The 22,188-nt window shown below is 38.2% G+C and carries 29 protein-coding genes and 2 tRNA genes; 14 read left to right on the top strand and 17 right to left on the bottom strand.

What is annotated here, in order from left to right:
- Positions 1–135: 135 nt before the first annotated feature.
- Positions 136–522: an START-like domain-containing protein gene (locus BUB03_RS06230; protein ID WP_040998091.1), complete on the top strand. Its 387-nt coding sequence runs from the start codon at positions 136–138 to the stop codon at positions 520–522.
- A gap of 77 nt (positions 523–599) precedes the next feature.
- A complete protein-coding gene (locus tag BUB03_RS06225; protein ID WP_073061130.1) occupies positions 600–1,409 on the top strand; it encodes an aminotransferase class IV in 810 nt (269 codons plus the stop codon).
- An 86-nt stretch (positions 1,410–1,495) separates the two neighbouring features.
- Here the strand turns inward: BUB03_RS06225 and BUB03_RS06220 are convergent, their stop codons facing one another.
- Both BUB03_RS06220 and BUB03_RS06215 read right to left on the bottom strand, forming a co-directional pair.
- Positions 1,496–2,077 carry an N-acetylmuramoyl-L-alanine amidase family protein gene (locus BUB03_RS06220; RefSeq protein ID WP_073061128.1) on the bottom strand — a complete coding sequence of 194 codons (582 nt, stop codon included), beginning with the start codon at positions 2,075–2,077 and terminating at the stop codon, positions 1,496–1,498.
- A gap of 106 nt (positions 2,078–2,183) precedes the next feature.
- The gene (locus BUB03_RS06215; protein WP_040998085.1) at positions 2,184–2,732 is read right to left on the bottom strand and encodes a YqgE/AlgH family protein; all 549 of its coding nucleotides are present in this window, start codon (positions 2,730–2,732) and stop codon (positions 2,184–2,186) included.
- A gap of 24 nt (positions 2,733–2,756) precedes the next feature.
- Between BUB03_RS06215 and pdxH the strand changes: the two genes are divergently transcribed.
- Entirely contained in the window at positions 2,757–3,398 is a 642-nt protein-coding gene (gene pdxH, locus BUB03_RS06210) for a pyridoxamine 5'-phosphate oxidase (protein WP_073061126.1), read from the top strand.
- 159 nt (positions 3,399–3,557) lie between these two features.
- On the opposite strand, the gene BUB03_RS06205 is transcribed toward pdxH, so the two are convergent.
- Positions 3,558–3,848, bottom strand: a complete 291-nt coding sequence (locus BUB03_RS06205; RefSeq protein WP_002976900.1) for an HU family DNA-binding protein — start codon at positions 3,846–3,848, stop codon at positions 3,558–3,560.
- Between the two features lie 398 nt (positions 3,849–4,246).
- On the opposite strand from BUB03_RS06205, the gene panD reads away from it, so the two are divergent.
- The 8 genes from panD (at position 4,247) to BUB03_RS06165 (ending at position 11,714) form a co-directional block, all read left to right on the top strand.
- The gene (gene panD, locus BUB03_RS06200; RefSeq protein ID WP_040998077.1) at positions 4,247–4,597 is read left to right on the top strand and encodes an aspartate 1-decarboxylase; all 351 of its coding nucleotides are present in this window, start codon (positions 4,247–4,249) and stop codon (positions 4,595–4,597) included.
- Positions 4,598–4,600: 3 nt separating this feature from the next.
- On the top strand, positions 4,601–5,629 hold the full coding sequence (locus BUB03_RS06195) for a lysylphosphatidylglycerol synthase transmembrane domain-containing protein (protein WP_073061124.1): 1,029 nt from the start codon (positions 4,601–4,603) through the stop codon (positions 5,627–5,629).
- A 253-nt stretch (positions 5,630–5,882) separates the two neighbouring features.
- Positions 5,883–6,458, top strand: coding sequence for a TerD family protein (locus tag BUB03_RS06190; protein ID WP_073061122.1), 576 nt, complete (start codon positions 5,883–5,885; stop codon positions 6,456–6,458).
- A 29-nt stretch (positions 6,459–6,487) separates the two neighbouring features.
- Complete coding sequence (locus tag BUB03_RS06185) at positions 6,488–7,159, top strand: TerD family protein (protein ID WP_073061120.1); 672 nt, start codon at positions 6,488–6,490, stop codon at positions 7,157–7,159.
- A gap of 80 nt (positions 7,160–7,239) precedes the next feature.
- A complete protein-coding gene (locus tag BUB03_RS06180; RefSeq protein WP_073061118.1) occupies positions 7,240–7,878 on the top strand; it encodes a vWA domain-containing protein in 639 nt (212 codons plus the stop codon).
- 21 nt (positions 7,879–7,899) lie between these two features.
- On the top strand, positions 7,900–8,943 hold the full coding sequence (locus BUB03_RS06175; RefSeq protein WP_073061116.1) for a TerY-C metal binding domain-containing protein: 1,044 nt from the start codon (positions 7,900–7,902) through the stop codon (positions 8,941–8,943).
- Positions 8,944–8,970: 27 nt separating this feature from the next.
- Positions 8,971–10,200, top strand: coding sequence for a PP2C family serine/threonine-protein phosphatase (locus tag BUB03_RS06170; RefSeq protein WP_073061115.1), 1,230 nt, complete (start codon positions 8,971–8,973; stop codon positions 10,198–10,200).
- A gap of 2 nt (positions 10,201–10,202) precedes the next feature.
- The gene (locus tag BUB03_RS06165; RefSeq protein ID WP_073061113.1) at positions 10,203–11,714 is read left to right on the top strand and encodes a helix-hairpin-helix domain-containing protein; all 1,512 of its coding nucleotides are present in this window, start codon (positions 10,203–10,205) and stop codon (positions 11,712–11,714) included.
- A gap of 126 nt (positions 11,715–11,840) precedes the next feature.
- Here the strand turns inward: BUB03_RS06165 and BUB03_RS06160 are convergent, their stop codons facing one another.
- The 9 genes from BUB03_RS06160 to BUB03_RS06120 form a co-directional block, all read right to left on the bottom strand.
- A complete protein-coding gene (locus BUB03_RS06160) occupies positions 11,841–12,281 on the bottom strand; it encodes a GNAT family N-acetyltransferase (RefSeq protein WP_073061111.1) in 441 nt (146 codons plus the stop codon).
- Between the two features lie 45 nt (positions 12,282–12,326).
- The gene (locus BUB03_RS06155) at positions 12,327–13,103 is read right to left on the bottom strand and encodes a hypothetical protein (protein ID WP_073061109.1); all 777 of its coding nucleotides are present in this window, start codon (positions 13,101–13,103) and stop codon (positions 12,327–12,329) included.
- 14 nt (positions 13,104–13,117) lie between these two features.
- A complete protein-coding gene (locus tag BUB03_RS06150; protein WP_073061107.1) occupies positions 13,118–13,639 on the bottom strand; it encodes a 3'-5' exoribonuclease domain-containing protein in 522 nt (173 codons plus the stop codon).
- Positions 13,640–13,642: 3 nt separating this feature from the next.
- Complete coding sequence (locus BUB03_RS06145) at positions 13,643–14,185, bottom strand: hypothetical protein (RefSeq protein ID WP_073061105.1); 543 nt, start codon at positions 14,183–14,185, stop codon at positions 13,643–13,645.
- 43 nt (positions 14,186–14,228) lie between these two features.
- Positions 14,229–15,428 carry a tyrosine--tRNA ligase gene (gene tyrS, locus BUB03_RS06140; protein ID WP_073061103.1) on the bottom strand — a complete coding sequence of 400 codons (1,200 nt, stop codon included), beginning with the start codon at positions 15,426–15,428 and terminating at the stop codon, positions 14,229–14,231.
- A gap of 436 nt (positions 15,429–15,864) precedes the next feature.
- On the bottom strand, positions 15,865–16,485 hold the full coding sequence (locus BUB03_RS06135; RefSeq protein WP_073061100.1) for an NAD(P)H-dependent oxidoreductase: 621 nt from the start codon (positions 16,483–16,485) through the stop codon (positions 15,865–15,867).
- A gap of 76 nt (positions 16,486–16,561) precedes the next feature.
- The gene (locus BUB03_RS06130) at positions 16,562–17,383 is read right to left on the bottom strand and encodes a helix-turn-helix domain-containing protein (RefSeq protein WP_073061097.1); all 822 of its coding nucleotides are present in this window, start codon (positions 17,381–17,383) and stop codon (positions 16,562–16,564) included.
- A gap of 8 nt (positions 17,384–17,391) precedes the next feature.
- The gene (locus tag BUB03_RS06125) at positions 17,392–17,853 is read right to left on the bottom strand and encodes a GNAT family N-acetyltransferase (RefSeq protein ID WP_073061094.1); all 462 of its coding nucleotides are present in this window, start codon (positions 17,851–17,853) and stop codon (positions 17,392–17,394) included.
- On the bottom strand, positions 17,850–18,476 hold the full coding sequence (locus BUB03_RS06120; RefSeq protein ID WP_073061091.1) for a TetR/AcrR family transcriptional regulator: 627 nt from the start codon (positions 18,474–18,476) through the stop codon (positions 17,850–17,852). Before BUB03_RS06120 ends, BUB03_RS06125 begins: the two co-directional genes overlap by 4 nt.
- A gap of 89 nt (positions 18,477–18,565) precedes the next feature.
- Here BUB03_RS06120 and BUB03_RS22185 point away from each other — a divergent pair, with 89 nt between their 5' ends.
- Positions 18,566–18,700 carry a hypothetical protein gene (locus tag BUB03_RS22185; RefSeq protein ID WP_262484330.1) on the top strand — a complete coding sequence of 45 codons (135 nt, stop codon included), beginning with the start codon at positions 18,566–18,568 and terminating at the stop codon, positions 18,698–18,700.
- Complete coding sequence (locus BUB03_RS06115) at positions 18,700–19,053, top strand: hypothetical protein (RefSeq protein ID WP_073061088.1); 354 nt, start codon at positions 18,700–18,702, stop codon at positions 19,051–19,053. The genes BUB03_RS22185 and BUB03_RS06115 overlap by 1 nt, the downstream gene beginning before the upstream one ends.
- 4 nt (positions 19,054–19,057) lie before the next feature.
- Here the strand turns inward: BUB03_RS06115 and BUB03_RS06110 are convergent, their stop codons facing one another.
- A complete protein-coding gene (locus BUB03_RS06110) occupies positions 19,058–19,678 on the bottom strand; it encodes a hypothetical protein (RefSeq protein WP_073061085.1) in 621 nt (206 codons plus the stop codon).
- Between the two features lie 447 nt (positions 19,679–20,125).
- Here BUB03_RS06110 and BUB03_RS21670 point away from each other — a divergent pair, with 447 nt between their 5' ends.
- Positions 20,126–20,374, top strand: coding sequence for a hypothetical protein (locus BUB03_RS21670; RefSeq protein ID WP_139258782.1), 249 nt, complete (start codon positions 20,126–20,128; stop codon positions 20,372–20,374).
- A 46-nt stretch (positions 20,375–20,420) separates the two neighbouring features.
- Here BUB03_RS21670 and BUB03_RS06100 read toward each other — a convergent pair whose 3' ends face one another.
- The 4 genes from BUB03_RS06100 to BUB03_RS06085 form a co-directional block, all read right to left on the bottom strand.
- The gene (locus BUB03_RS06100; protein ID WP_228374920.1) at positions 20,421–20,621 is read right to left on the bottom strand and encodes a YqaE/Pmp3 family membrane protein; all 201 of its coding nucleotides are present in this window, start codon (positions 20,619–20,621) and stop codon (positions 20,421–20,423) included.
- 51 nt (positions 20,622–20,672) lie between these two features.
- Positions 20,673–20,744: transfer RNA gene (locus tag BUB03_RS06095), tRNA-Gln, on the bottom strand.
- A 3-nt stretch (positions 20,745–20,747) separates the two neighbouring features.
- Positions 20,748–20,822 (bottom strand) — tRNA-Lys (locus BUB03_RS06090).
- Between the two features lie 15 nt (positions 20,823–20,837).
- The gene (locus tag BUB03_RS06085) at positions 20,838–22,148 is read right to left on the bottom strand and encodes a hypothetical protein (RefSeq protein WP_073061080.1); all 1,311 of its coding nucleotides are present in this window, start codon (positions 22,146–22,148) and stop codon (positions 20,838–20,840) included.
- Between the last annotated feature and the right edge of the window lie 40 nt (positions 22,149–22,188).

The following is a 22,188-nucleotide window of genomic DNA, read 5'->3' as shown; positions in this document are numbered from 1 at the left end:
AGGCTCTGAAATTAGATTCAATATAGATTTAAAATCTGTGATAAATATCATGAAGATTGTTTAAAAAAATAACCGCTTTTTAGTGTAATAAAAAAATTAATTTATATATTGCGGGACGATAAAAACAAAGATTATATGGCGAAACATAAAGTCCATTACGAATTTCCAATGCATTGTTTATCAGAGATTTTATACGAATATCTGGCGACGGCGGAGGGTTTATCTGAATGGTTTGCGGATGAGGTAACAGAAAAAGGCGATGACTTCTTTTTTAGCTGGGGCGGAGGACCTGCCGAAAAGGCCACTTTGATTAGATATAAGCCGGAAGGTTTCGTACGTTTTAGATGGGAAGAAGATGAAGGGACTAAAAACTTCTTTGAAATGACGATTACAATAGATGATATTACAGAAGACCTGGCTCTGAATATTACAGATTTCTGTGAAGAAGGTGACGAGCAGGAGAATGCACTGTATTGGGAAAACCTTATAGAAAACCTTAGAATAAAATTAGGTGCGGCATAGGCCGGATACTATGACATGGTAAAACTGATGAACGATTTATCGTTCATTATTTTTTTATAAATAAATCACATCAAAAATTGGAAAATCAATATTTTACATCAGACGGATTAAATGTAAAGAACAGAGCGTTTCTTTTGGGCGACGCAGTGAAGGTTTCTTTCTTTGTGAGAAATGGTGAGCTGATCATGGATGAAGAATGCTATTTCTTCTTAATGGCTTCCATGAGGAAAATGAGGCTGAATATTCCGCTTACCTATACATTGGAGTTTTTCCAGACCCTTTTTCATAAAGATGTTATCGATGGTAAAGGAATAAAAAACGGGATTATCAACTTTCAGGTTTTCAGGAATGATGATGCAGTAACGGTTTCAAAGTCTTCTGTATCCTATTTTTATGAAGTAACGGAATCGGAAGATGTGCTTGCGGTTCATCACAGACCGTTAGAAATGGATCTCATCAAGGAAATCAATGTCAATAATAACCTGTTGAGCAATATCAGGGTTCATTGCCCGGAAAATATCTACGGAAGTATTTATGCAGAAGAGAATGATCTGGATGATGTGATCCTGCTGAATCCCAACAAACGGATCGCACGTACCACTTCCGGAAACCTTTTATTTCTGGAAGGGAACGTTATTAAAGTTCCAAAGCAGTCCGAAGGAGCATACATCTCTCCCTTAATGGAAAACTTCGTTACTTTTTTACATAAAAATAACCTGGCAGATATTCAGGAACATGAAATTATTGCCTTTGAATCACAAAAAGCCGAAGAGATTCTGATGATCTCCGACGAGAAAGGCATATTTTCTGTAGGTAAAATAAGAAATAAAACTTTTGAAAGCTCCCGTTTTAAAGAAATGGTGGAAAGCTGGAAAAATAGTTTTTAAAAAAAATTGACAAACCCGGTAAACAACAAAGTACCCAAGTCCTTTACCGGGTTTTATTCTGATTAAATCAGAAATTGTTTCTTTATCTAATATTCACGGATAATTTCTGTGAATTTTTGTGCGATTTCTTTCTGTCCGTTTTCACTCGTGACATATTCCCTGTCCTTAGTATTGTTGATGAAGCCAAGCTCTACCAGTACTGCAGGTGATTTTGTTTCTCTCAGCATATGAAGATTTTTTTCTTCAATTTTGCGGACATCAAATTTTTTGGAGATTTTTTCAGCAAGTTTTTTTGAATTTTCAGTATTCTGAATATATACTTCAGTGCCCTGTTTGGGAGTTTCCTTTTGCGGGCTGTTATTCATATGAAGGGAAATTACCATTTCAGGATTCAGCTTGTTGATCATATCAGTTCTCTCCTGAAGGCTTGGATAAGTATCCGAATCTCTTGTTAATACCACTTCATACTGATCCTGGTTCTCATTCAGTTTCTGGATCTGTTTGGCGATATTAATGGTGATCTCTTTTTCAGAGAATTTTTCAAAAACCGTTCCCATGTCATTTCCGCCGTGTCCGGCATCAATAACGATATATTTTTTGTTGATGGGAGTAAATGATAAAAATGAGGCGGAAAAGGCTCCTAAAGCAAGTAGTTTGATTCCTTTCATTTCAGTGATTTTGGTTTTTCAAATAACGGAAATTCTTTCTATAAAATTGGTTAACATAATCTTAAAATTTGTTAATGTTTTTAAAGCGTATCAGATAGAAATTCAGTTAGTTAAGAGAGATGTCCTCAGGTGAGTTGGCCCACAGCAGGTATTCTCCGCCCAGGTTCTGCATAATCGACTTCCAGAGCGTCTGGTCATTGGGAAGAGTATAATCCAGATTGTAGATATCCACCACAGTCCACATCTTTCTTTGTACCTCGTTATCAAGCTGCTCGGCAGACCATCCTGAGTATCCTGAGAAGATTTTCACATCATGGATGCTCAGTTCCTTATTAAGGACAGCGCTAATGATGCTTTCGATGTCTTCTGTGATATAAAAGTCTTTGTTAATCTCAGAATAGACCTCAGTCACCTTTTTATTCTTAACAATAAAAAAGACCTTGTCATTTTCGACGGGACCGCCGTCATAGACCTCTATTTTGAAATCAAAAAAGTTTTTGAACTTACTACTCATCTGGCCGTTTTTCTTGTTCAATATCAAACCAAATGCACCGCTTTCGTTATGCTCAACGATCAACACCACCGATCTCGAAAAAATATCGCCGGAAATGTCAGGTGTGGAAATTAATATTTTACCTTTGTATGAGTAATTCATACTCAAATTTAATAAAAAATATTTATGGAAAACCTGCACAACAAAAGAAAAGTGTATGAGAAATCCCAACTTATTGAAAGTGAGATAAAACAAAATCCCATTGAACAGTTCAGGGACTGGTTTCTGGATGCCAGTAATACTCCTGGAGTCTCTGAAGCCAATGCCATGGCGGTTTCTACCTTGGAGGAAGATGGATGCCCAAGGACAAGAATGGTACTGCTGAAAGAATATACGTATGAAGGATTTATTTTCTATACAAACTACAACAGCCGGAAAGGAAAGTCTATAGAAAGCAATCATAAAGCCTGTCTTCATTTTTTCTGGCCCAACCTGGAGAGACAGATCATCATAAAAGCCAACCTTGAAAAAATTGCTGAAAACCTCAGCGACGGCTATTTCCATTCAAGGCCTAAAGGAAGCCAGCTGGGAGCTGTTGTTTCACCGCAGAGTCAGGAAATTCCTGATAGAGAGTTCCTGGAGGAAAGATTAAAAGCTTTGGAAAAAGAATATGAAAACAGCGAAGTACCAAGACCGGCCAACTGGGGAGGGTATATTGCAAAGCCCTACGAAATAGAATTTTGGCAGGGAAGACCCAACCGGCTCCATGACAGGATTATTTATCAGCTTGAAGATCTGGACTGGAAAATTTCCCGACTGGCACCATAAGGTTCATGTTTTGAATTAAAATTTGATTAATTTAAAACAAGTTCTACAAAATTATTTGAATGTAAAATCAATAGAGCAGGCTTTGGCCCGCTTTTGCGTAATAGCCCAAAAAAAAGACCGTTTCCTGAGAAACGGTCTTGAATTTTCTAATCTGAATGATTATTTTTTCTTAGCACCAGAAACTGCATTTGATAAATCAGCTCCTGCCTTGAATTTAGCAACTTTTTTAGCAGCAATTTTGATTGGTTTTTTTGTTGCAGGGTTGATCCCTTGTCTAGCTGCTCTCTCAGCTACTGAGAAAGTACCGAATCCTACTAAAGAAACTTTTCCGTCTTTTTTCTTTAAAGTAGTAGTTACGTTACCAATGAATGATTCTAAAGCAGCTTTAGCTGCAACTTTAGTGATTCCTGCATCTTTTGCGATTGCGTCGATTAATTCAGACTTGTTCATAATTTTTAATATTAAGTTAGTTCGTAATTATAGCAAATATAATACTATTTTCTAATTGTGCAATTATTTTATTAAAAGTTATAAAACTTTTTTGGTTTTTGCTGAAAACAGTTAAAATATGATAATTTCACTTTTCACGTAAAATCTACGTTACGGCTCACTAAAATCATGCCAAATGCTTATGAGTATTGACTTTAGCAAAAAATTAATATTATTTACTGTATTTATTAAATCCTGAATTACGTATAAAGTATTAATATTTTTATGGATATGTTTGCTGATTTTATAAACAAAGTCTTGAAAACTTGTTTAAAGTAAAATTAAATGGCTGGGTCTGTGGGAGTTTTAAAATGATTTCAAACACTCGATTTATTAATTTTTATTAATAAATTTGCAGAATGTTAATAGAAGTTTTCAAGTCTAAGATCCACAGGGTAAGGGTTACGGCCTCAGACCTTAATTATATTGGGAGTATAACGATCGACGAAGATCTTATAGAAGCTGCCGGTCTGGTAGTGGGCGAAAGAGTCTATATCGTCAATGTGAATAACGGAGAACGTTTTGATACCTATGTTATCAAGGGGAAAAGAAAATCCGGGGAAGTATGTTTGAACGGGCCTGCTGCAAGAAAAGTTCAGAAAGATGATATCATAATTATCATTGCCTATGCACAGATGACGCCAGAAGAAGCAAAAGTCTTCCAGCCGAAAATCGTTTTCCCGGACGAAAAAACAAATCTTCTAACTTAATCTATGGAGAAGGAATCGAAGAGTCCCATAAAATCAATACTAACAATAGTAATCTCGCTTGCTTTTGCAGGCTTTTTTTTATGGCTTGCATTAAAAGGACTTGATTTTAAAGTTATAAAGGCATCCCTGGCTAAAGCGAATTATCTTTGGGTACTATTTGCAGCTGTTTTTGGGCTTCTGGCTTACTGGTTCAGGGCTGTGCGCTGGAATTTAATGCTGGAGCCGATGGGACACAGCATTTCCAATTCGAATTCGCTCTGGTCCATATCTTTTGGCTATCTGATGAACCTTACCATTCCCAGAAGTGGAGAAGTGGCAAGAGCCACCGCTTTATATGGTGTGGAAAAAGTTCCGGTGGATCAATCTTTCGGGACAATCATTCTGGAAAGAGTAGTGGATCTTATCTGTATGCTTGGGTTTTTGGGACTGACCCTTTTATTCAAATACGACGCGATCCTGTCTTTTTATAAAAATTCAGGTGTTAACTTTAATCCGAATAAGATCCTTTTAATTATTCTGATTCTGGCAGTAGGAACCGTCTTGTTTTTTGTTTTCAAAAAGAAGCTGGCAAATATTCCGTTTCTAGGGAAGATCGTGAATTTTATTGACGGTATTTTCCAGGGCTTAACCACTATATTCAAATTAAAAGAGAAAGGGAAATTCATCCTTTATACATTAGGAATCTGGATATGCTATTATTTTGCAGCTTATCTTGTTTGCTTTGCACTTCCCGAAACCTCGAATTTTACTATAGCCGACGGCTTTTTTATCATTGTAGTCGGTACCCTGGGAATGATTATTCCTGCAAGTGGCGGCATCGGCGCATTTAATCTGGCAATGAAGTACGGATTCATGGCTTTGTTTATCTCAATGGGGAAAAGTGCAGATCTGGGTGGCGAAATGGGGCTGACCTATTCCTTTATTTCACTTCCATTGCAGATCACCATTATGCTGGTCATGGGACTGATTTCCATTCCAATGCTGGCAAAAGCAAGAGAAAAGGCAGTTTCCGGCAAAGAATTTCATGAGTAAAAATAAATATAGCTTTTAAATATACAGGTCCGATTTTTTAATTGGGCCTTTTTTATATAGAAAACCTAAAGCTGATACTTTAATCCAATCACAAAGAAAACATTAATTTCTGCTGTTCATGAGTATGTTAAAACCTTCATAAAATGTAATATTTATCTCATTCCTGATATGCCATTTATTTTTTTATCGATAAATTTGGTCAGCTCACAAATCAAATTTATATTAAACAAAAATAATTTTAAACTAATACACTATGGCAATTAATTTACAGAAAGGACAAAAAATAGAGATCGGACTTACAAAAATGACGATAGGGCTGGGCTGGGACCCGAATGAAGGTACCGGTTTTGATTTTGATCTGGATGCTTCTGCCATCATGATTGATTCCGACAGAAAATTAATAACTGAAGAATGTTTTGTTTTCTATAATAACCTGCAGTCTCCCGATGGAGCCCTTATCCATACAGGAGATGATCCTAGCGGTAAAAACAGTGATGGCGACGATGATGAAGCGATTATTGTAGATCTTGAAAAAGTGGACCCCAGAGCAGAAGAAATTCTTTTCGTAGTAACTATAGAAGACTTTGAAAGAAGAAAGCAGAATTTCGGACAGGTAAGAAATTCATACATCAGAATTGTAGATAATAATACCGGTCAGGAGATCGCAAAATATGAGCTGGATGAAGATTTCTCTATTGAAACCGGAGTGGAATTCGGAAGGCTATACAAAAGAAACGGAAGCTGGAAGTTTGAAGCTTCAGGAATAGGATACAGGGCAGACCTTGCTTTCTTCCTTGAGAAATATTACAAAGGACAGATCATTAAATAATTATATTTCAAATACACAAAACTATAACTATGGCAATTAATTTACAGAAAGGTCAAACCATTGATTTAAGAAAAAACGACCGCGGAGAAAGTGTTTATGACCTTTCAAAAGTAACGATCGGTTTAGGATGGGACGTAAGAAAACAGGGTGGTTTTTTTGGAAAACTGTTCAATAAAGAAGCGGAATACGATCTTGATGCGGTAGCATTTCTCTTGGATGGAAACGGAAAAGTAGCCAACCTGGGAAGAACAGTACAGACCAACGACGGAAGACAGATCGCGCTCTATCAGGGTGATGTGGTTTTCTTCAATTCTATGCAGCATCCGAGCGGAAATATCTGGCTGACCGGAGATAACAGAACCGGAGCCGGAGATGGTGATGATGAACAGATCATTGTGAAGCTTGACCAGCTTGATCAAAGTTATCAGAAAATATTATTCCTGGTGACAATTTACCAGGGAAAACAAAATAACCAGCATTTCGGGATGATAGAGAATGCCTTTATCCGTGCAGTAGATGCCAAAGGAAAAGAAATTACAAAATACAGCCTTTCAGGTGATGCCAGTATGAACGGAAAATGTGCGATGGTTTTTGCCGAAGCCTACCGTCACAACGGTGACTGGAAGTTCCGTGCCTTAGGAGAACCTCACCAGACCGATAATTTTATTGAGATCCTGAAGCAGTACGCATACAGCAATTAAGCAAATTTTACCAAACCTAACAGCCGGCAGGGAAGTTTTCAACTTCCGCTGCCGGCTTCAGAAATACTATTATCTTACCAATGAGCAGGAGATTATTAGCATACTTTTTACTGGATACTTCAGGTTCCATGAACGGTGAGCCTATCCAGGCACTCAATAACGGATTTAACGGGCTGATAAGCATGCTTCGTGCAGATCCCCAGGCCATGGACAGCCTTCATCTGAGTGTGATCACCTTTGACCGTGAGGTGAAAAACATTATTCCTTTAACTGATCTGACAAGTTTTTATCCTATGGAGATCACTTGCCCGGACAGTGGCCCTACCCATACCGGGGCGGCATTGGAAATGGTTTCGGAACTGGTGAAGAAAGAACTGATCAGAGGTTCTTCAGATGGAAAAAATGACTGGAGGCCGCTGCTGTTTATATTTACAGACGGGAAGCCATCCGATATCCAGAAATACCGTCAGATGATCCCGGTGATCAGAGAGATGGAATTCGGGGCTATTGTAGGCTGTGCGGCAGGTCCTAAAGCAGACGAACAGTTCTTAAAAGAGCTTACCGACCACGTGGTAAAACTGGATACTACCGATGCGATCACCCTTTCTTCGTTTTTCAAGTGGGTAAGTTCATCCATCACCATGGGCGGAAAATCACAGGGGACCGAAGAAAATATTCCGCTGCCTCCTCCTCCTTCCGAGCTTAATATTATTATCTAAATCACTTTGTCTTTATAAATCATGAGAAGACTGCCCATTTATTTTTTAGTTGATGTCTCCGAATCTATGGTGGGAGACCCTATTGAGCAGGTACAGGAAGGTATCGCCAATATCATTAAAGAGCTTAAAAAAGACCCATATTCGCTGGAAACGGTTTATATCTCCATTATCGGTTTTGCAGGAGAAGCTGAGGTAATAACGCCGCTTCAGGATATTATCAGCTTTTATCCTCCGAAAATCCCTATCGGAAGTGGAACATCTTTGTCTCAGGGGCTGATCAAAGTGATGGACTGCATAGACAGGGATATTGTGAAAACAACCTATGAAAGGAAAGGCGACTGGAAGCCTATCGTTTTTCTCTTTACAGATGGAGTTCCTACCGATGATGCTACCAAAGCGATTGAAAGATGGAATAATAAATATCATGGGAAGTCCAATACCATAGCTGTTTCTATCGGGGAGAACACGAACTATAAACTCCTGGGAACTTTATCTGACAATGTTCTATTGTTCAACAATTCGGATGAGAATTCTTACAGGGAATTTTTCAAATGGGTGACGGATTCCATTAAAACAACCAGCCAGAGTGTTACCGAAGCCAATAAAGAAGGAATTAACCTCTCCAAGATAGATTCCATTATTCTGGAAAAAGTAAACCCGGAACTGGAGCAGAAATTTCCGGATAATAATTTTGTGGTTCTGAACGGTAAATGTTCAGAAACAGAAAAGCTGTATTTAATGAAGTTCAAAAAAACATTCGCGGAATCAAGCATACCGGGGATGTCTACAAGGTATTACAGACTGGACGGAGCCTATAAAATTGATGAAAAAGCATATATGAGACTTTCCTCTTCCCAGAAAAATAATCTTAAAATTTCTATTGAAGAACTTCAGGGAGGCACGTCATGCCCTCACTGTGCCAATCCCATTGCATTGGCAACCTGTTCATGTGGCGGGATCCATTGCCTGCGGGGAGAAGGCTACAATAAGTGCCCGTGGTGCGGAACTTCAGATTATTATGGGTTTTCCAGCGAAGGGTTTGATATTAACAGAACATTAGGGTAAGGAAGTTTATCCCGAAGGAAATAAACCATGGAAAAAGCTGTAATTTACAGAGAAAAAGAAGAGTTTAAAGACTTTCATCTGGTGCTTAAAAATGCCAGCTCCAATCAGTTTTACGAGTTCAGTTTTGAGCTTGATGATTTTCCAAACATAAGGATCAGAAATATTGCTAATCTTCACGATACAGGACTTACCTTCGAAAATAATAAAATATCAGGAACGCCGTATGTTAATAATGTTCATGACCTGGATATTGAATTCTATCATATCCATGACGAAAGCAGTACGGAGATTAAGAAAATACATCTGTTCATTAATGCTGATCCCAAAGACCTCTGGAAAAATATTCCAAGTGATACAGACGATATCTATCATAAACCCGACGAAAATTCCTACAAAGGAAATTTTTTAGATAAAAAAATCACGGTCGTATCCAAAAGGGGACGTTCTCATGCTCATGAAGGAAAATTCAGGGATGATGATTTTGCTGTGAAAGCTCTTCCCGGGGGTTGGTTTATTGTCTCTGTTGCAGATGGGGCAGGTTCCGCGGTTCTGGCAAGAGAAGGCTCCAGACTGGCTGTTAGTTCAGTTAACCGCTTTTTCGACTCTGAAGATATTTTAAATAATATCGAAAGAAATATTAAAAATATTTATTCCTTTCAGTCCTCAAAAGAAATGAAGTCCGAAGCCGGAGAAAAGGTTATCCGGCTTTTGTATGAAGGTGTTTATCATGTTTACCATGTGCTAGATAAAACCGCAGCAGAAAATTCTTTTTCTATCAAAGATTTCCATACCACCCTGGTATTTACATTAACTAAAAAATTCGATTTTGGGTATGTAATCCTTAGTTTTGGAGTGGGAGATTGCCCGGTAAGCCTGATTAATCCTGATTTTTCTGAAGTAAAGCTTCTGAATCATATGGATGTAGGAGAATTTGGAGGCGGAACCCGTTTTGTGACCATGAAAGAGATCTTTAATGATGATAATGTAGCCTCAAGGTTTACGATCACCTGCGTTAACGATTTTTCTTATTTGGTATTGATGACAGATGGCATCTATGATCCGAAATTCATGACGGAAAGCCGGCTTGAAGACATAGAAAGCTGGAAAACTTTTTTTAATGACCTTGGCGGGAATAATGACGACCGGGCTAAGGTAGATTTCATTAATGATACCGATATTGATGAGCAGCTTCTTCTCTGGACCGATTTCTGGAGCCGGGGAAATCATGATGACAGAACACTGGCCATAATTTATTAAACATGAAAAAAACCGTTAAAGTTACCTCAGTTCTTGACCCAGACATATTCTACGAATATGTGGACGAAAGCCCTATTCGGGGCGGGGTGAAAGATGTTTACTTTTCGCCGGACAGGGAATATGTAGTTGCTTTTTACCGGAATCCTCTGGATACCGGGCAGAAGGAGCGTATTATGAGAATTGTTTCCACCTATCTCGGGAATATTAAAAACGGAAATTCGGCAGATTATTTTCTGAACGAAATATTCAGATGGCCATATGATATTGTGGAAAAAGGCAAATTGACAGGAATTGTGGTTCCCATTTACCACCAAAAGTTCTTTTTTGCAAAAGGATATGTAGGTTCGGATAATATTCAGGGACAGGATAAAGTAGGGAAATGGTTTACGGCTCCCATGTTCAGGAACCGGCAGTATCCTTTAAGGCTGGATGATTCTGAACTCGGGGATTGGCTCAGCTATTTCCAGATCACGATTAATATCAGCAGGGGAGTAAAAAAGCTTCACCAGATGGGGCTGGCTCATTCGGATCTTTCGTATAACAATATTTTGATCGATCCGGTTACAAAATCGGCTTGCATTATCGACATAGACGGCCTGGTGGTTCCAAAATTATTCCCCCCGGAAGTAATCGGGACGGCGGATTTTATTGCTCCCGAAGTCTTGAAGACCAAACATCTGAATATGCAGGACCCCGGAAGACACCTTCCTGACCAGAAAACGGACCTTCATGCACTGGCTGTACTCATTTATATGTATTTGTTCAGGAGACACCCTTTGAGGGGAGGAAAAATCTGGGATCTGGATTCCGAAAAAGATGAGATTATTTCTATGGGCGAAAAAGCCCTGTTCGTGGAACATCCTACAGACCCGTCCAATCAGGTAAAAGCGGATCATCTGAGAAAATGGGATGCTTTCTGGGGCGATCCGCAAAAAATTCCGTTCACGGCAGCGGGCCCTTATCTTTCCGAGCTATTTAAAAAAGCGTTCGTAGATGGCCTTCACGATCCTATCCGCCGTCCTACCGCCAATGAATGGGAAACTGCGCTGCTGAAGACCGCAGATCTGATACAGCCTTGCCACAACCAGGAATGTACGGAAAAATGGTATGTATTTGATAACAGCAGCAACCCGAAATGTCCTTTCTGCGGAACACCCCACCGGGGAACACTTCCGGTACTGGATCTGTATTTTAAATTCGATGGCGATGTATGGAAACCGGAAAACCACAGGTTGATGGTCTATAACAATCAATATTTATTCAAATGGCATGTATCCAGAAAAGTGATCAGAAATGAAAACCTTACCATGCAGGATAAAATGCCGGTAGGTTATTTTACTTTTCATCAAGGGAAATGGGTATTCGTAAATCAGAGCCTAACTTCTATGAAAGATGTTACTGAGCAGAAAGAAATTCCGACGGGATCTATGGTTGAGCTGACGGATGGGAAAAAAATACTTTTGTCTGCGGAAGAAGGTGGAAGGCTGATATTGGTGACGATGGCCAATCAGTAGGATGCGGGATTGGACCACCCCGTCAAAAATTCTTTGAATTTTCGCCACCCCTCCGGATGAGGGGAATTCCTCAACAAATGATAAACCAATAAGGAAATTTAGTTTTTTTAGAACCTAAGTAAATACTTATCTTTCAAGAAATTCCATAAAATAGGAATGATCATCTTCACCTACAGTTTTAAAACCTAAACTTGTGTATAAATGCTGGGCTTTATTTGTTTTTAATACGCTTAAAGCTACTGTTTTTCTTTCCGTAGAAGCTTCCTTCAGAATATCAGTTAAAATACTTCTCCCAAGTCCCTTTCCCTGCAGATCCGGATCAATCTGGAGCTGTAGTACTTCTGTTTTATCATCATTTTTACTGATCTTCAGCAGTCCTGCGGGCTCATTGTTGAAGAGGATGATATGGGCCTTGTCGAACTGATACAGAATTCTCTGGAGTGTAGATTCCCTGTCCGTCGGAAGTCCTGAGTCCACATAATGCGGATTCATGGTTTTTGTTCTCAGGTCGAGCAGGTAATTAATATCTTGGTCAGAGGCTTTTCTATAGGTAACTGTAGTATTCATAACTTATTGTGAGATCCTGGTTTAAGCTTTATTTTGCCTTTTCTACTAATAGGAATCTAAGATAACAATTCTTGGATTCTTTTCTGTCTGAATCCTTGATTTCATTTCCAGAGATTGTTTAAAGAAAGTATAGGCATAGTAGATGGTTTGCGCGTTGGGGCCATTGGTATCAGTGGATATTGCATTTTTAAGAAATTCATACTCATTTTCGACTTCTTTAAACAGGATCAGATGGTTCTGATTTTCTTCCGTTATATGATGAATGATTTCTTCCTCATCTTTTGTAAATGTATACTCATAACCATCCAGCTTGTTGTCAAGGATCATTTTTGTCAGCAGGATCATATAATCATTAAAGTGGAGAAAGTCTTTCGAATCCAGATTGGTCCCTCCATCTTTAGAGGGCATGTCATAAATAGGGAAATAATGAGTATAATTTCCATACTGAAACATATAACTTGTACAGACGGTTGAAGTAGGAAGTTCATAAAGCAGGATGATCCCAAACCGGTCATTTAAGTTCTGAAGATGTTTTTCTATTACCGGATAACCCTCAGCTGAAAATTTTGAATGTATTTCTTCACTAAGGAATAGATTGATTTCAAACAGCTCATCAGGAGTTATGGCATTAATGTCATTTTTGATTGTATTTAAAATTTCTTCAAACCCGACTTCGAAATCAGTACCGCTCAATTCTTTTTTCCGGTCTTCAAGATAGGTTTTAAAGGTTCTCTTGTGGAATGTAGTATGCTTCAGATCCTCATAAAGATGAGCAGATGCCTTCTCCTTATCGAACATATAGATTTCCGTATTTCTTCCCATCTGTTTGATCTGAATTATTTCAAATCTATTTCCAGTCCCATTTCCTTTTTCATATGCAGCAGAACTTCTGCGTTTCCTCTTGCATCATCTACGGGATGGTGTGTATGCTTTGTTTTGCGCAGATGCTTCCATTGGGCGAAAGTATCTTTTTCCAGTCCGCAATACAGGTCAGACAACCTTCTTGAAGAATATCCGAAAGGGTTTCTTTTGATAAAATGATGAAAATACCAGCAGATGAACATCCAGTCGAAACCGTTGTTATCACTGATGAATATAGGTCTTCCTTTGGAATTTTCTTTAATCCATTCCTCAAAACCGAGCATCACTTCTTCAGGATCATCGAAACCCATTGTTTCTTCCCTGCTGAATCCTGAAACCGCCAAAGCATCAGAATTGAATTTTTCAGAAACAGGTTTTAGCTTTCCGTAAAAAGTAGTCTCCAGTTCTTCATTGACCAGAACTGCTCCGAAGCAGATCATTGAAAAATCTCCCGGAATCGGGCCATCCGATTCAATATCAACCATAAAATAGCTCATTGCCTAATCAAATTTTATATTTCTGCTGTTCATATATTCTTCGTCAATTTCTTCTCTTTCCATGCGGTCAGGATATAGGGTAATTTTTATAAATTCATTTTCGAAGCTGTCTGCGATGAACAGTTCATTACCATTTAATTTTACTTTCTTGCTGAAGCCTTTCGTAACAACTTCTTCTGCTTTTAGGGTATCAATATTGAAAACAAAAAGCCGCTGTCTGTGTTTATCCTGATATAGGGCAATAAGAAAATTTTCAAAAAACTGTAAATGTCCCCCTGATGAAGGCTGTCCCATCGTATTAATAGGAGGCCGCCAATTGATGATGATATCTTTGTTTATTTTTATTCTTACCAGTTCATGTCCCACTTCATTGCTTTGCCACCATGCAAAAATCCCCTGATCATTGATTGCTGTGCTGTGTCTGCTTATTTCAATTTCTGCCCCGAAGGCATCTTTCCAGAAAATCCGGTCTTCCTCAATCTCAAAATCAGGCACCGTGAGATAGAGTTCGTCTTCTATTATATCGAAAATTTCTTTTGTGGTCATGCAGTTTTATTCACCAAAACAAATATATTAAAAACACCTCTACTTATATCAGTTCAAAAAAATCTCTTTTCCCGATTTTTATCTTTGTTTGCGGGAATAATTCAATCTCTTTATCAGGATCTGTTATTTTGATATGGTTAATCCTGATGCCTCCGCTATGAATCATTCTTCGGACTGACGATTTACTGAGATCATTTTTAAGCTTACTGCAGAGTTCCACTAATGTTATCAGGTTGCCTGTATGAGACAAAGAATTTAAAGAAACAGGTTCATAGACTTTTTCTTCATGATTTTTGCTTTGAAACTGACTGCTGAAAAAACTTTCTGCAAGTTCTGCTGCAGCTTTATCATGGTATTGGCAAATAATATTTTTAGCAATCAGCTTTTTAATATTCATAGGGTTTTCACCATTTTGTAATTTTAGTTGTAAACCTCTTTTTTCTTCATCAGAAAAATCTGAAGCCAGATCGATAAACTCATCAATAAGGCTGTCCGGAATCGACATGGTTTTCCCGAACATCTCATTGGGTTCATCGGTAAGTCCGATAATATTGTTCAGGGATTTGCTCATTTTTTCTTTACCGTCAAGACCTTTAAGCAGCGGCATACACATAACAATCTGTGCCGGCATCAGATGGGCTTCCTGAAGCTGTCTTCCCATCGTACAGTTGAAAAGCTGGTCTGTTCCGCCCATTTCAATGTCGCATTTAATCTGTACAGAATCAAAACCCTGGAGGATAGGGTAAACGAGCTCATGCATTGCGATCGGCGTATTTTCTGTAAATCTTTTATTGAAATCGTTCCGGTGCATCAGCTGGGCGACGGTAACTTTCGACATCAGCTGAATAACTTCCGGAAAACTGAGTTTATCCAGCCAATCGGAATTAAAAACAATTTTGGTTTTTTCTACATCAATTACTTTTGAAAGCTGGTTGATGTAGGTCTGTGCATTATGACTGACATCTTCGGCACTTAAAGGTTTCCGTGCCTTGTTTTTCCCTGTCGGATCACCGATTCTTGCTGTGAAGCTTCCTACTACGATCACAACCTGATGCCCAAGCTCCTGAAATTGTTTCAGTTTTTTGAGCAACACGGCATGGCCCAGATGCAGATCCGGAGCCGTAGGATCAAATCCCAGCTTAATAATTAATTTCCTGTTTTCCTTTTCAGCCTGTTTCAGTTTTTCTTCCAGACCGTTTTCCGGGAGAATAATGGCTGTGTTTTCTTTTAGTGTGCTGATCATTTTTATTGGTTTTTAAATTAAAAAAAGCCCGGACAATACTGTCCGGGCTCTATATTATTTGGATGTTATTCTTGTTTAGATTACAGATATAGAAAGTCTTCCCGAACGGTTCGCCGGGGAGTAATACTCATTAAAGAAAGGAAGACGCAATATGCTGTTTAAATGTTTCATTGATAGTGTAAATGTAGAAAAAAACTGAGATAAATCCAATATTTAAACCACTAAGATCTGCTGTAAAGTTCCATATCAGCTGAGTTTTAAACTCACTGTTCTCGACAGTTGATTAATCTTAATGGTTTAAAATAAAGGTTTTCAAAACAATTTTACTTAGCGCTTTTGCAGCTAATTTCATGCCATAAATCCTTTACAGGTAAAAACTGAGAACTGTCATAAGAATGCTTTATTAAAGATTATTTTACAGCATATCTTTAAACGATCAATGCTCATTTGTGTATTGTCTATCCGTTTCAAGATCGAATACACGCTGCGAATAGGTATTTCTGATCTGCTCTTTCCAGATGTTGAGGTCTTCCTGAGAGGCTTTGTCTGCCCTGTCAAAAAAGAAGTGCTGTATGATTTCAAAACCACTGTACAGGAAAATTCCGTTGTCCGAGGTTAAGGTGAGTGCTTTATCCATTCCCATACGCTCATATTCTTCATGGGACTTTCCGTGGGTGTTTATAATGACTGCTTGTTTACCTTTTAAAAGTCCTTTCTGAACTCCCTGATCATACCGGTAGGCAAAATTATAGCTGAAAACCCGGTCGATATAGCCTTTCATAATGGCTGGCATTCCGGTCCACCAAATCGGATAAATGAATGTGATAAATTCTGCTCTGGAAATGAAATCCTGTTCCGTTTTTACATCATCTGAAACCTTTCCTGCACGCTGGCCCTGCATATCTGCCAATGAAAGGACAGGATCAAACCCGATTTTGTTGAGGTCCCTGATTTCTATTTCATGATTACCTTTTTCCAGACTTTCAACTACCGTTTGAAGAAGGTTGCTGTTTAAACTGTTTTCGTTAGGATGCGCGTAAATGATTAAGTGTCTCATTGCTTTTTGTTTTTAAATTTTATGAGACAAATGTCGGGGAATACATCCCGCAAAAATTGTAAGAAAACGAAAGGTATTATGCTGATCCGGAACGGCAGATGTCATCCTGGAATTTCAGATACCGGGACGGTGAAAGATTGATAAAGTGTTTAAAATCGCGGATAAGCTGGCTCTGATCATAATATCCGCATTCATCAATTATACTGAACCACTCAATTTTTTTCTGGTGAATCAGTTCTTTTTCAATAATGGTAATGGCCTTGAGAAAACGGTTATAGCGGATAAGCTCTTTGGATGAATACCCGAACTGTGTTTTATGTTTCAGCTGAATGGTTCTTTCACTCTGGTTGGTTTGGCTGGCAATCGCTTTAATAGGATTCAATCCGGGATCCTCAAATTGATTGAGCAGGCGGATGATCTCATCCTGATTTTGAAGGTAGGGTCTGCAGAACTCAAGAACGTGATTGGTTTTCTCTTCCGGAGACGGAAAAACGGAGATCTGATGCCAGAGCTCTGTAAAGCAATTATCATGAAGAATTTCGTTGGGGTGTGTTCCATTTGCCGTCACAATGGCTTTGCCAAAGAACCTGTAGAAAGCATCATCTTTAAAATTAGCTACCAGAATAGAAGTTCCTGCCGGCAAAGTATAATCAAAAGCCTGACGTACGGGGCCCAAAACAATGCACTGATTGACCTCAATCGTATTCTTTTCCTGAGTTGTCATAAAGGCATTTTCACCAAAACAAAACAGCATAATAGTCTGATAAGAGGGGAGGAGGGTTTTTGTAACCGGATCGGGCGAACTGTTTTCTGCGTAATAAAAATACGTGAATATGCTCTCAAACTCTTTGGGAACCGGGATTTTAAGCTGGCGGTATTCCGGATGTAGTTCCTGCATAGGATGATTTAATTTAATATTTTCTCCATTTTATAGTTGATAAGATCAGTTCCTTTTACATTGACGGTTTGTTCTTTTATCATCTTAAAACCTGCATTTTCAAAGAAAGGTCTGGCAGTTTTGCTTACATCGGCAGTCAGGAATTTTTGCTTCTGATTTCTGGCCTCCTGTTCTATAAAGGTATACAAATTTTTTGCGATTCCCTGGCGCTGGAAATTTTTATGAACGAATAAAAGGTCAATATTATTTCCATCCAGGGTGCAGAACCCGGCGATCTGTTTATTAACTTCTGCAATGAACACCAACTGGTTTTCTATAACGTTGTTCCATCTCTCCTCATTGCCGGCTCCCGATTTCCAGGCACTGATCTGATCATTATCATAATCTTTTTTGCAGACACACGTAATGGTTTCTGTAAAAAGCTGTTTCATTTCCGGAAGGTCGGTGCTGGTTCCTTTCCTGATGATCATGGTTCACAGATATATTTGGCTATATACAGTTTCTGCTGTTCCTCAGTCAGTAACGGATAAAACAGGTTCATCTGTATCAAAGCATAATGCTTTATCGCTTCATCTTTTTCAAGTTTAAAAGCAAGGTTGTTATGGATGATCCAGTTGTCTGCAATAATGAAAATCTGGGTAGTAAGGCCTCTGAGTATAAAATCCGGGATGTCTTCTCTAAAAATGTTATTCTTTTGAAAACCTTTGAAAATTTCCTGAAACTCATCTTTCCTGCTGATGTTAATAGACTCATACTGGGATTCTATAGCCGGAATATGTTTCAGGATATCAAAGAAATTCATGAAGATAAAGCGGAAGGAATAAAAAACATCATAAGTGGAAAATGTAAAGTGATACAGATCTTCCAGGGTCTTATTCTCTATTTTCTGCAGATTGTTCAGCAGGTCATCCATTTTAAGGACCAGCTCAGAAAAAAGGATCTTGATAATGTCTTCCGAGTGTTTAAAATGATAGTGCAGATTTCCGGCACTAATGTTCAGTTCTGCCGCAATGTGCCTTGTAGTGATATTGTTGTAGCCCTTTTCATTAAACAGCTCCATTGCTTTTGAAAGTATCTTGTCCTTTGTTTTCATTGTTCAAATATAAGAGAGTTTAAATCATATTTCAAAATTAGAACATTTGTTCTAATTTTTAATATATTTGTTTTCTCAAATCAATAAGAATGAAAGGGAAAGAAATGTTCAATTACGAATCATTTGAAAATCAGGATTCTAAAAAAGAAAAAGATACACGGGAAATCTTCGTGAAAATTTTGCAGATCATTGTAGGCTTCATCATGGCCGTACTTCATATGTAATGAAGAGCAAAATTTCATACTGGTTTCTGCTGGGCCTTATGATCTGGCTAATTGTTGTTTTTCTGAGAAAGAAGGGAATTTTTATTCCGGTAATCAGTAATCACCTGACAGATTTCATTACAGTTCCGATGTATGCTTACCTGATAGAATATCTGATGAATAATGTGCTGAAATATCAGTGGAAACCGGATATTAAGTTTATTCTGAGCTCAATTCTTTATCTGTCATTGCTTTTTGAAGTTATCTGCCCGATGCTTTCAGGAAAATTTACCGGGGATATTCTGGATGTTGCAGCTTATCTGTTAGGAGGTCTGCTTTACTATTTCCACAAACGTATTCTTATGTATAAATAAACAATTATTGATCCAGTTTGATGATGGAGCCTTTATAAAACTTTGTCAGGTCATACAGTTCCCCGAAATAGTGATGAAGGTCGGAGTCATTGCCTTTACCTGGTCCGTTGGCGCGGAACTGTTCTTCTGCAAGCGTATATAGAGAAGGGTAATCTGATTTTAAATAATGAGAAAGAATAGTGTCATTTCCTTTTTCTTGCAGGGCAATATCAGTAAAAAATAAACCGTAAATTAGGAATTGATTGAAGTTTTGGGCATCTACCATAAAATCCAGGTTCTGCTTGGAATATTTTTCATAATCAGCCAGGATTTCCTGAAAACTTTTTACATGCTGTTCTTTTGGAATTTCATAAAAAAGATCCAGCCCGTGAATGAAAAGCTGGGTTTTAGCTTCTTCCCGGTCTGCAGGATAAGCATTGCTGAACCATTGGAAAATACTTGAAAGTTCCTCTTTGGAAAGATTTTCTACAGAATCTTTTACTTTATTTTTAATGATTTCAAGGCTTACTTTAGCATCGGACTGCAGAAAGCCGATGATTTTTTCCTCATCACGGCACAGTTTATTGTACAAATTGATTTTGGCAACATTAGGATTCGTTTTGATGAAAAAAAGTTCTTCTGCCATTGCTTGTATACCACATGTCTTTTCCAAATGGTAACTAAAGATACAAAATATGTAATGAAAATAAGTAAAAATGTTATGCAGTGGATGTTTAATCCTTTTATGATTGATCAACTTAACCATTATTCTTTCACACACTAATATTAATTTAATGAATGATTTCAAGTTCTGTGATGGTATTTTTTTATTTCTTGTTTCTTTTACATCACAATAAATGGAATGGCATCAATAATTTAAAAGCCGCTCTACCTTATTAATGATGAAATGTTCAGGCGATATAACCTGATAAAAGATATCGTAGAAAGCATACCCGTACATAAACACAAAATTAATTTTGAATTCATATCGTTTAAGGTAAGAAATCTCAATGTAGGATATGATATAATTCACATCATCATCGGCTGCGAAATCATGATTGTGTTGCGTAATAGCATTAACAGCCACTTTTGTTTGAGAGAGTATAGTGTACCGGTTGTCCAGATAGAAATCAATGAACTGTCCGAGATCATTTTCAAAATCGTTATCCTCGGAATATTCCTGATACAGGCAATCCGGAAAGATGAAACAAGGATTTTTAGTGACAGAGGTTGCGTCATTACCTGTCAGGTTTCTGTCGCTTTGCCATCCTTCCTCAGTTCGTTAAATTCAAGATTCCATCCTTTTGATGTGGTAATTTTCATTCCAGTGATTAATCTCTAAATGCGATTTTCATATTGAGTTTTTACTTGAATTTTTTCAAACCTCCTTATCTTCCATTTTCTTTCATGGCCCGGATCAGTTTGTCATTTCTTCGTTCTGCCCTGGCATTGTTCAGGGATAAAACCGCCCAGATCGCAGCAGGAAGCCAACCGATGAGGGTAATCTGTAAAATGAGACAGACAATGCCTGTAAGTATTTTCCCACGGACCATAAAGGAGAGAAAAGGAAGGAGAATAGCAAGTAACATGATGGTAGTTTTTAAATTGGGTTAAAGATTACACTATTTTCTTTATTATTGCTCTGATAACAGGGCTCGAACCTGTGTCCTCCCGGTCCAGAGCCGGGTGCTCTGCCACTGAGCTATATCAGAAGTTGGATAGGTGCAGGGCTCGAACCTGCGTCAACCCGGATGAAGAGCCGGGAATTCTACCACTGAATTAACCTATCCGTTATTTTATTGTTTTCAGATTTTGCCTGAAAAATATTTGTTTTTTCTTAAGACAGATGCAAGAAAAGGGTTTGAAACGGTCACTCCATGTACCAGTTCAGGCGTTGGTTTAAACTGGCTTACCTGTTGAGTTTTCGGAGCAATCCAGCCTGATTTTTCAGGATCAATACCGGCTTTTCTGCAAGCCTGTATAATCATTTTTTTATTGCAGAATTGTTTTTCCTGAAAAACCTCCCAGGGCAAAGGTAGTATATTCCAGACTTCTGTGTTAGGGTCGAGTTTTCCACCACTGGATAAATGCCATGCAATGACGTCGGCCGCCATCAGTCGCATCACTTTTCCGAAGCAGATATCATCGAGAATATACTCCATGCCTAGTGCATAGATCAAATTCATCCAGTTGTCTCTTGCTTTATTCCAGGCTCCGGCCGTATTGTTCCATGTAGTGGAATCATTGCCTTTTTTTACAGCCATAGTTTTCCTGTTGATGTCATTATCTGTCCACAATTTTTCCAGGAATTCAGCAATTTCCTGCAGGATTTTACTCCATTTTCCCAATAGTCTTCCTTTCTGTTCGTCAGCAAGATAGTGCAAAGCTTCTTCATTGGTATAGATATATGAAACAGCCTGCCAGTTGGTTTTGTCAGCATTTCCTTTGCATCTGTTGAATAACATTTCACAGATTTCATCAAACGGCCTTTCCTGACTTTGATTGGTAAATGTACTTCTTACATTACTCCGTGCATTGAAATAGGCAATAAAACAGGCGGTATTAAGATCTGCATTAAAATCTTCAGGACTGATGGTGTGTGCCAATCCATGTTTTGCTATTTTCTGGAACTCAATCTTTTTGGACTCCTGGATACACTTGTATAGTCTTTTTTCAATACGCTTCAGAAGACGCCATTTTTTATTGTAGCTCCTTTTGGAAAGATCCAGTCCTGCTTCTTTTCTCTGAATTTTATTAAGCCTGTCGCTACGAAAATCATTCTTTCCTATTGATTTATGGATCAAAGGAGATGTTTCTGTTAAAAAGGTTTCAATATTTTCAATATAGTGATAATTGGAAGTTTCACTTTGACTGATTTTAAAGATTTCAATTGCTTTTTTGATCTGTTTTTCGGCTCCAACTGCAGTTCCGAAAGTTTCGAGCATTGAAGTATACCCATACAGACTTCTTTTCAATGAGCCCTGAGCAGCTTTTTCCAAAACAGAAAGTTCATGACGGTTCAGATCATTTTTCATTAATTCAACAATCATCTCCGCAACATCTTCCGGACGTCTGCGCTCATCTAAGGTTTTATAGAGCTGTTCAATGGTTGTCATAAAACTAAAGTTATGCAATTATAAGATACTTTGCTAGGAT

The sequence above is a fragment of the Chryseobacterium oranimense genome (assembly GCF_900129755.1).
Classification (GTDB): domain Bacteria; phylum Bacteroidota; class Bacteroidia; order Flavobacteriales; family Weeksellaceae; genus Chryseobacterium; species Chryseobacterium oranimense.
The sequence above is the reverse complement of the archived record's forward strand: the minus strand, read 5'-3'. Positions and strand labels throughout refer to the sequence as shown.

Coding starts and splice junctions, on each gene's coding strand:
- BUB03_RS06230 (WP_040998091.1), top strand. CDS start 136: ATGGCGAAACATAAAGTCCATTACGAATTTCCAATGCATTGTTTATCA.
- BUB03_RS06220 (WP_073061128.1), bottom strand. CDS start 2,077: ATGAAAGGAATCAAACTACTTGCTTTAGGAGCCTTTTCCGCCTCATTT.
- BUB03_RS06215 (WP_040998085.1), bottom strand. CDS start 2,732: ATGAATTACTCATACAAAGGTAAAATATTAATTTCCACACCTGACATT.
- pdxH (WP_073061126.1), top strand. CDS start 2,757: ATGGAAAACCTGCACAACAAAAGAAAAGTGTATGAGAAATCCCAACTT.
- BUB03_RS06205 (WP_002976900.1), bottom strand. CDS start 3,848: ATGAACAAGTCTGAATTAATCGACGCAATCGCAAAAGATGCAGGAATC.
- panD (WP_040998077.1), top strand. CDS start 4,247: ATGTTAATAGAAGTTTTCAAGTCTAAGATCCACAGGGTAAGGGTTACG.
- BUB03_RS06195 (WP_073061124.1), top strand. CDS start 4,601: ATGGAGAAGGAATCGAAGAGTCCCATAAAATCAATACTAACAATAGTA.
- BUB03_RS06190 (WP_073061122.1), top strand. CDS start 5,883: ATGGCAATTAATTTACAGAAAGGACAAAAAATAGAGATCGGACTTACA.
- BUB03_RS06185 (WP_073061120.1), top strand. CDS start 6,488: ATGGCAATTAATTTACAGAAAGGTCAAACCATTGATTTAAGAAAAAAC.
- BUB03_RS06180 (WP_073061118.1), top strand. CDS start 7,240: ATGAGCAGGAGATTATTAGCATACTTTTTACTGGATACTTCAGGTTCC.
- BUB03_RS06175 (WP_073061116.1), top strand. CDS start 7,900: ATGAGAAGACTGCCCATTTATTTTTTAGTTGATGTCTCCGAATCTATG.
- BUB03_RS06170 (WP_073061115.1), top strand. CDS start 8,971: ATGGAAAAAGCTGTAATTTACAGAGAAAAAGAAGAGTTTAAAGACTTT.
- BUB03_RS06165 (WP_073061113.1), top strand. CDS start 10,203: ATGAAAAAAACCGTTAAAGTTACCTCAGTTCTTGACCCAGACATATTC.
- BUB03_RS06160 (WP_073061111.1), bottom strand. CDS start 12,281: ATGAATACTACAGTTACCTATAGAAAAGCCTCTGACCAAGATATTAAT.
- BUB03_RS06155 (WP_073061109.1), bottom strand. CDS start 13,103: ATGGGAAGAAATACGGAAATCTATATGTTCGATAAGGAGAAGGCATCT.
- BUB03_RS06150 (WP_073061107.1), bottom strand. CDS start 13,639: ATGAGCTATTTTATGGTTGATATTGAATCGGATGGCCCGATTCCGGGA.
- BUB03_RS06145 (WP_073061105.1), bottom strand. CDS start 14,185: ATGACCACAAAAGAAATTTTCGATATAATAGAAGACGAACTCTATCTC.
- tyrS (WP_073061103.1), bottom strand. CDS start 15,428: ATGATCAGCACACTAAAAGAAAACACAGCCATTATTCTCCCGGAAAAC.
- BUB03_RS06135 (WP_073061100.1), bottom strand. CDS start 16,485: ATGAGACACTTAATCATTTACGCGCATCCTAACGAAAACAGTTTAAAC.
- BUB03_RS06130 (WP_073061097.1), bottom strand. CDS start 17,383: ATGCAGGAACTACATCCGGAATACCGCCAGCTTAAAATCCCGGTTCCC.
- BUB03_RS06125 (WP_073061094.1), bottom strand. CDS start 17,853: ATGATCATCAGGAAAGGAACCAGCACCGACCTTCCGGAAATGAAACAG.
- BUB03_RS06120 (WP_073061091.1), bottom strand. CDS start 18,476: ATGAAAACAAAGGACAAGATACTTTCAAAAGCAATGGAGCTGTTTAAT.
- BUB03_RS22185 (WP_262484330.1), top strand. CDS start 18,566: ATGAAAGGGAAAGAAATGTTCAATTACGAATCATTTGAAAATCAGGAT.
- BUB03_RS06115 (WP_073061088.1), top strand. CDS start 18,700: ATGAAGAGCAAAATTTCATACTGGTTTCTGCTGGGCCTTATGATCTGG.
- BUB03_RS06110 (WP_073061085.1), bottom strand. CDS start 19,678: ATGGCAGAAGAACTTTTTTTCATCAAAACGAATCCTAATGTTGCCAAA.
- BUB03_RS06100 (WP_228374920.1), bottom strand. CDS start 20,621: ATGTTACTTGCTATTCTCCTTCCTTTTCTCTCCTTTATGGTCCGTGGG.
- BUB03_RS06085 (WP_073061080.1), bottom strand. CDS start 22,148: ATGACAACCATTGAACAGCTCTATAAAACCTTAGATGAGCGCAGACGT.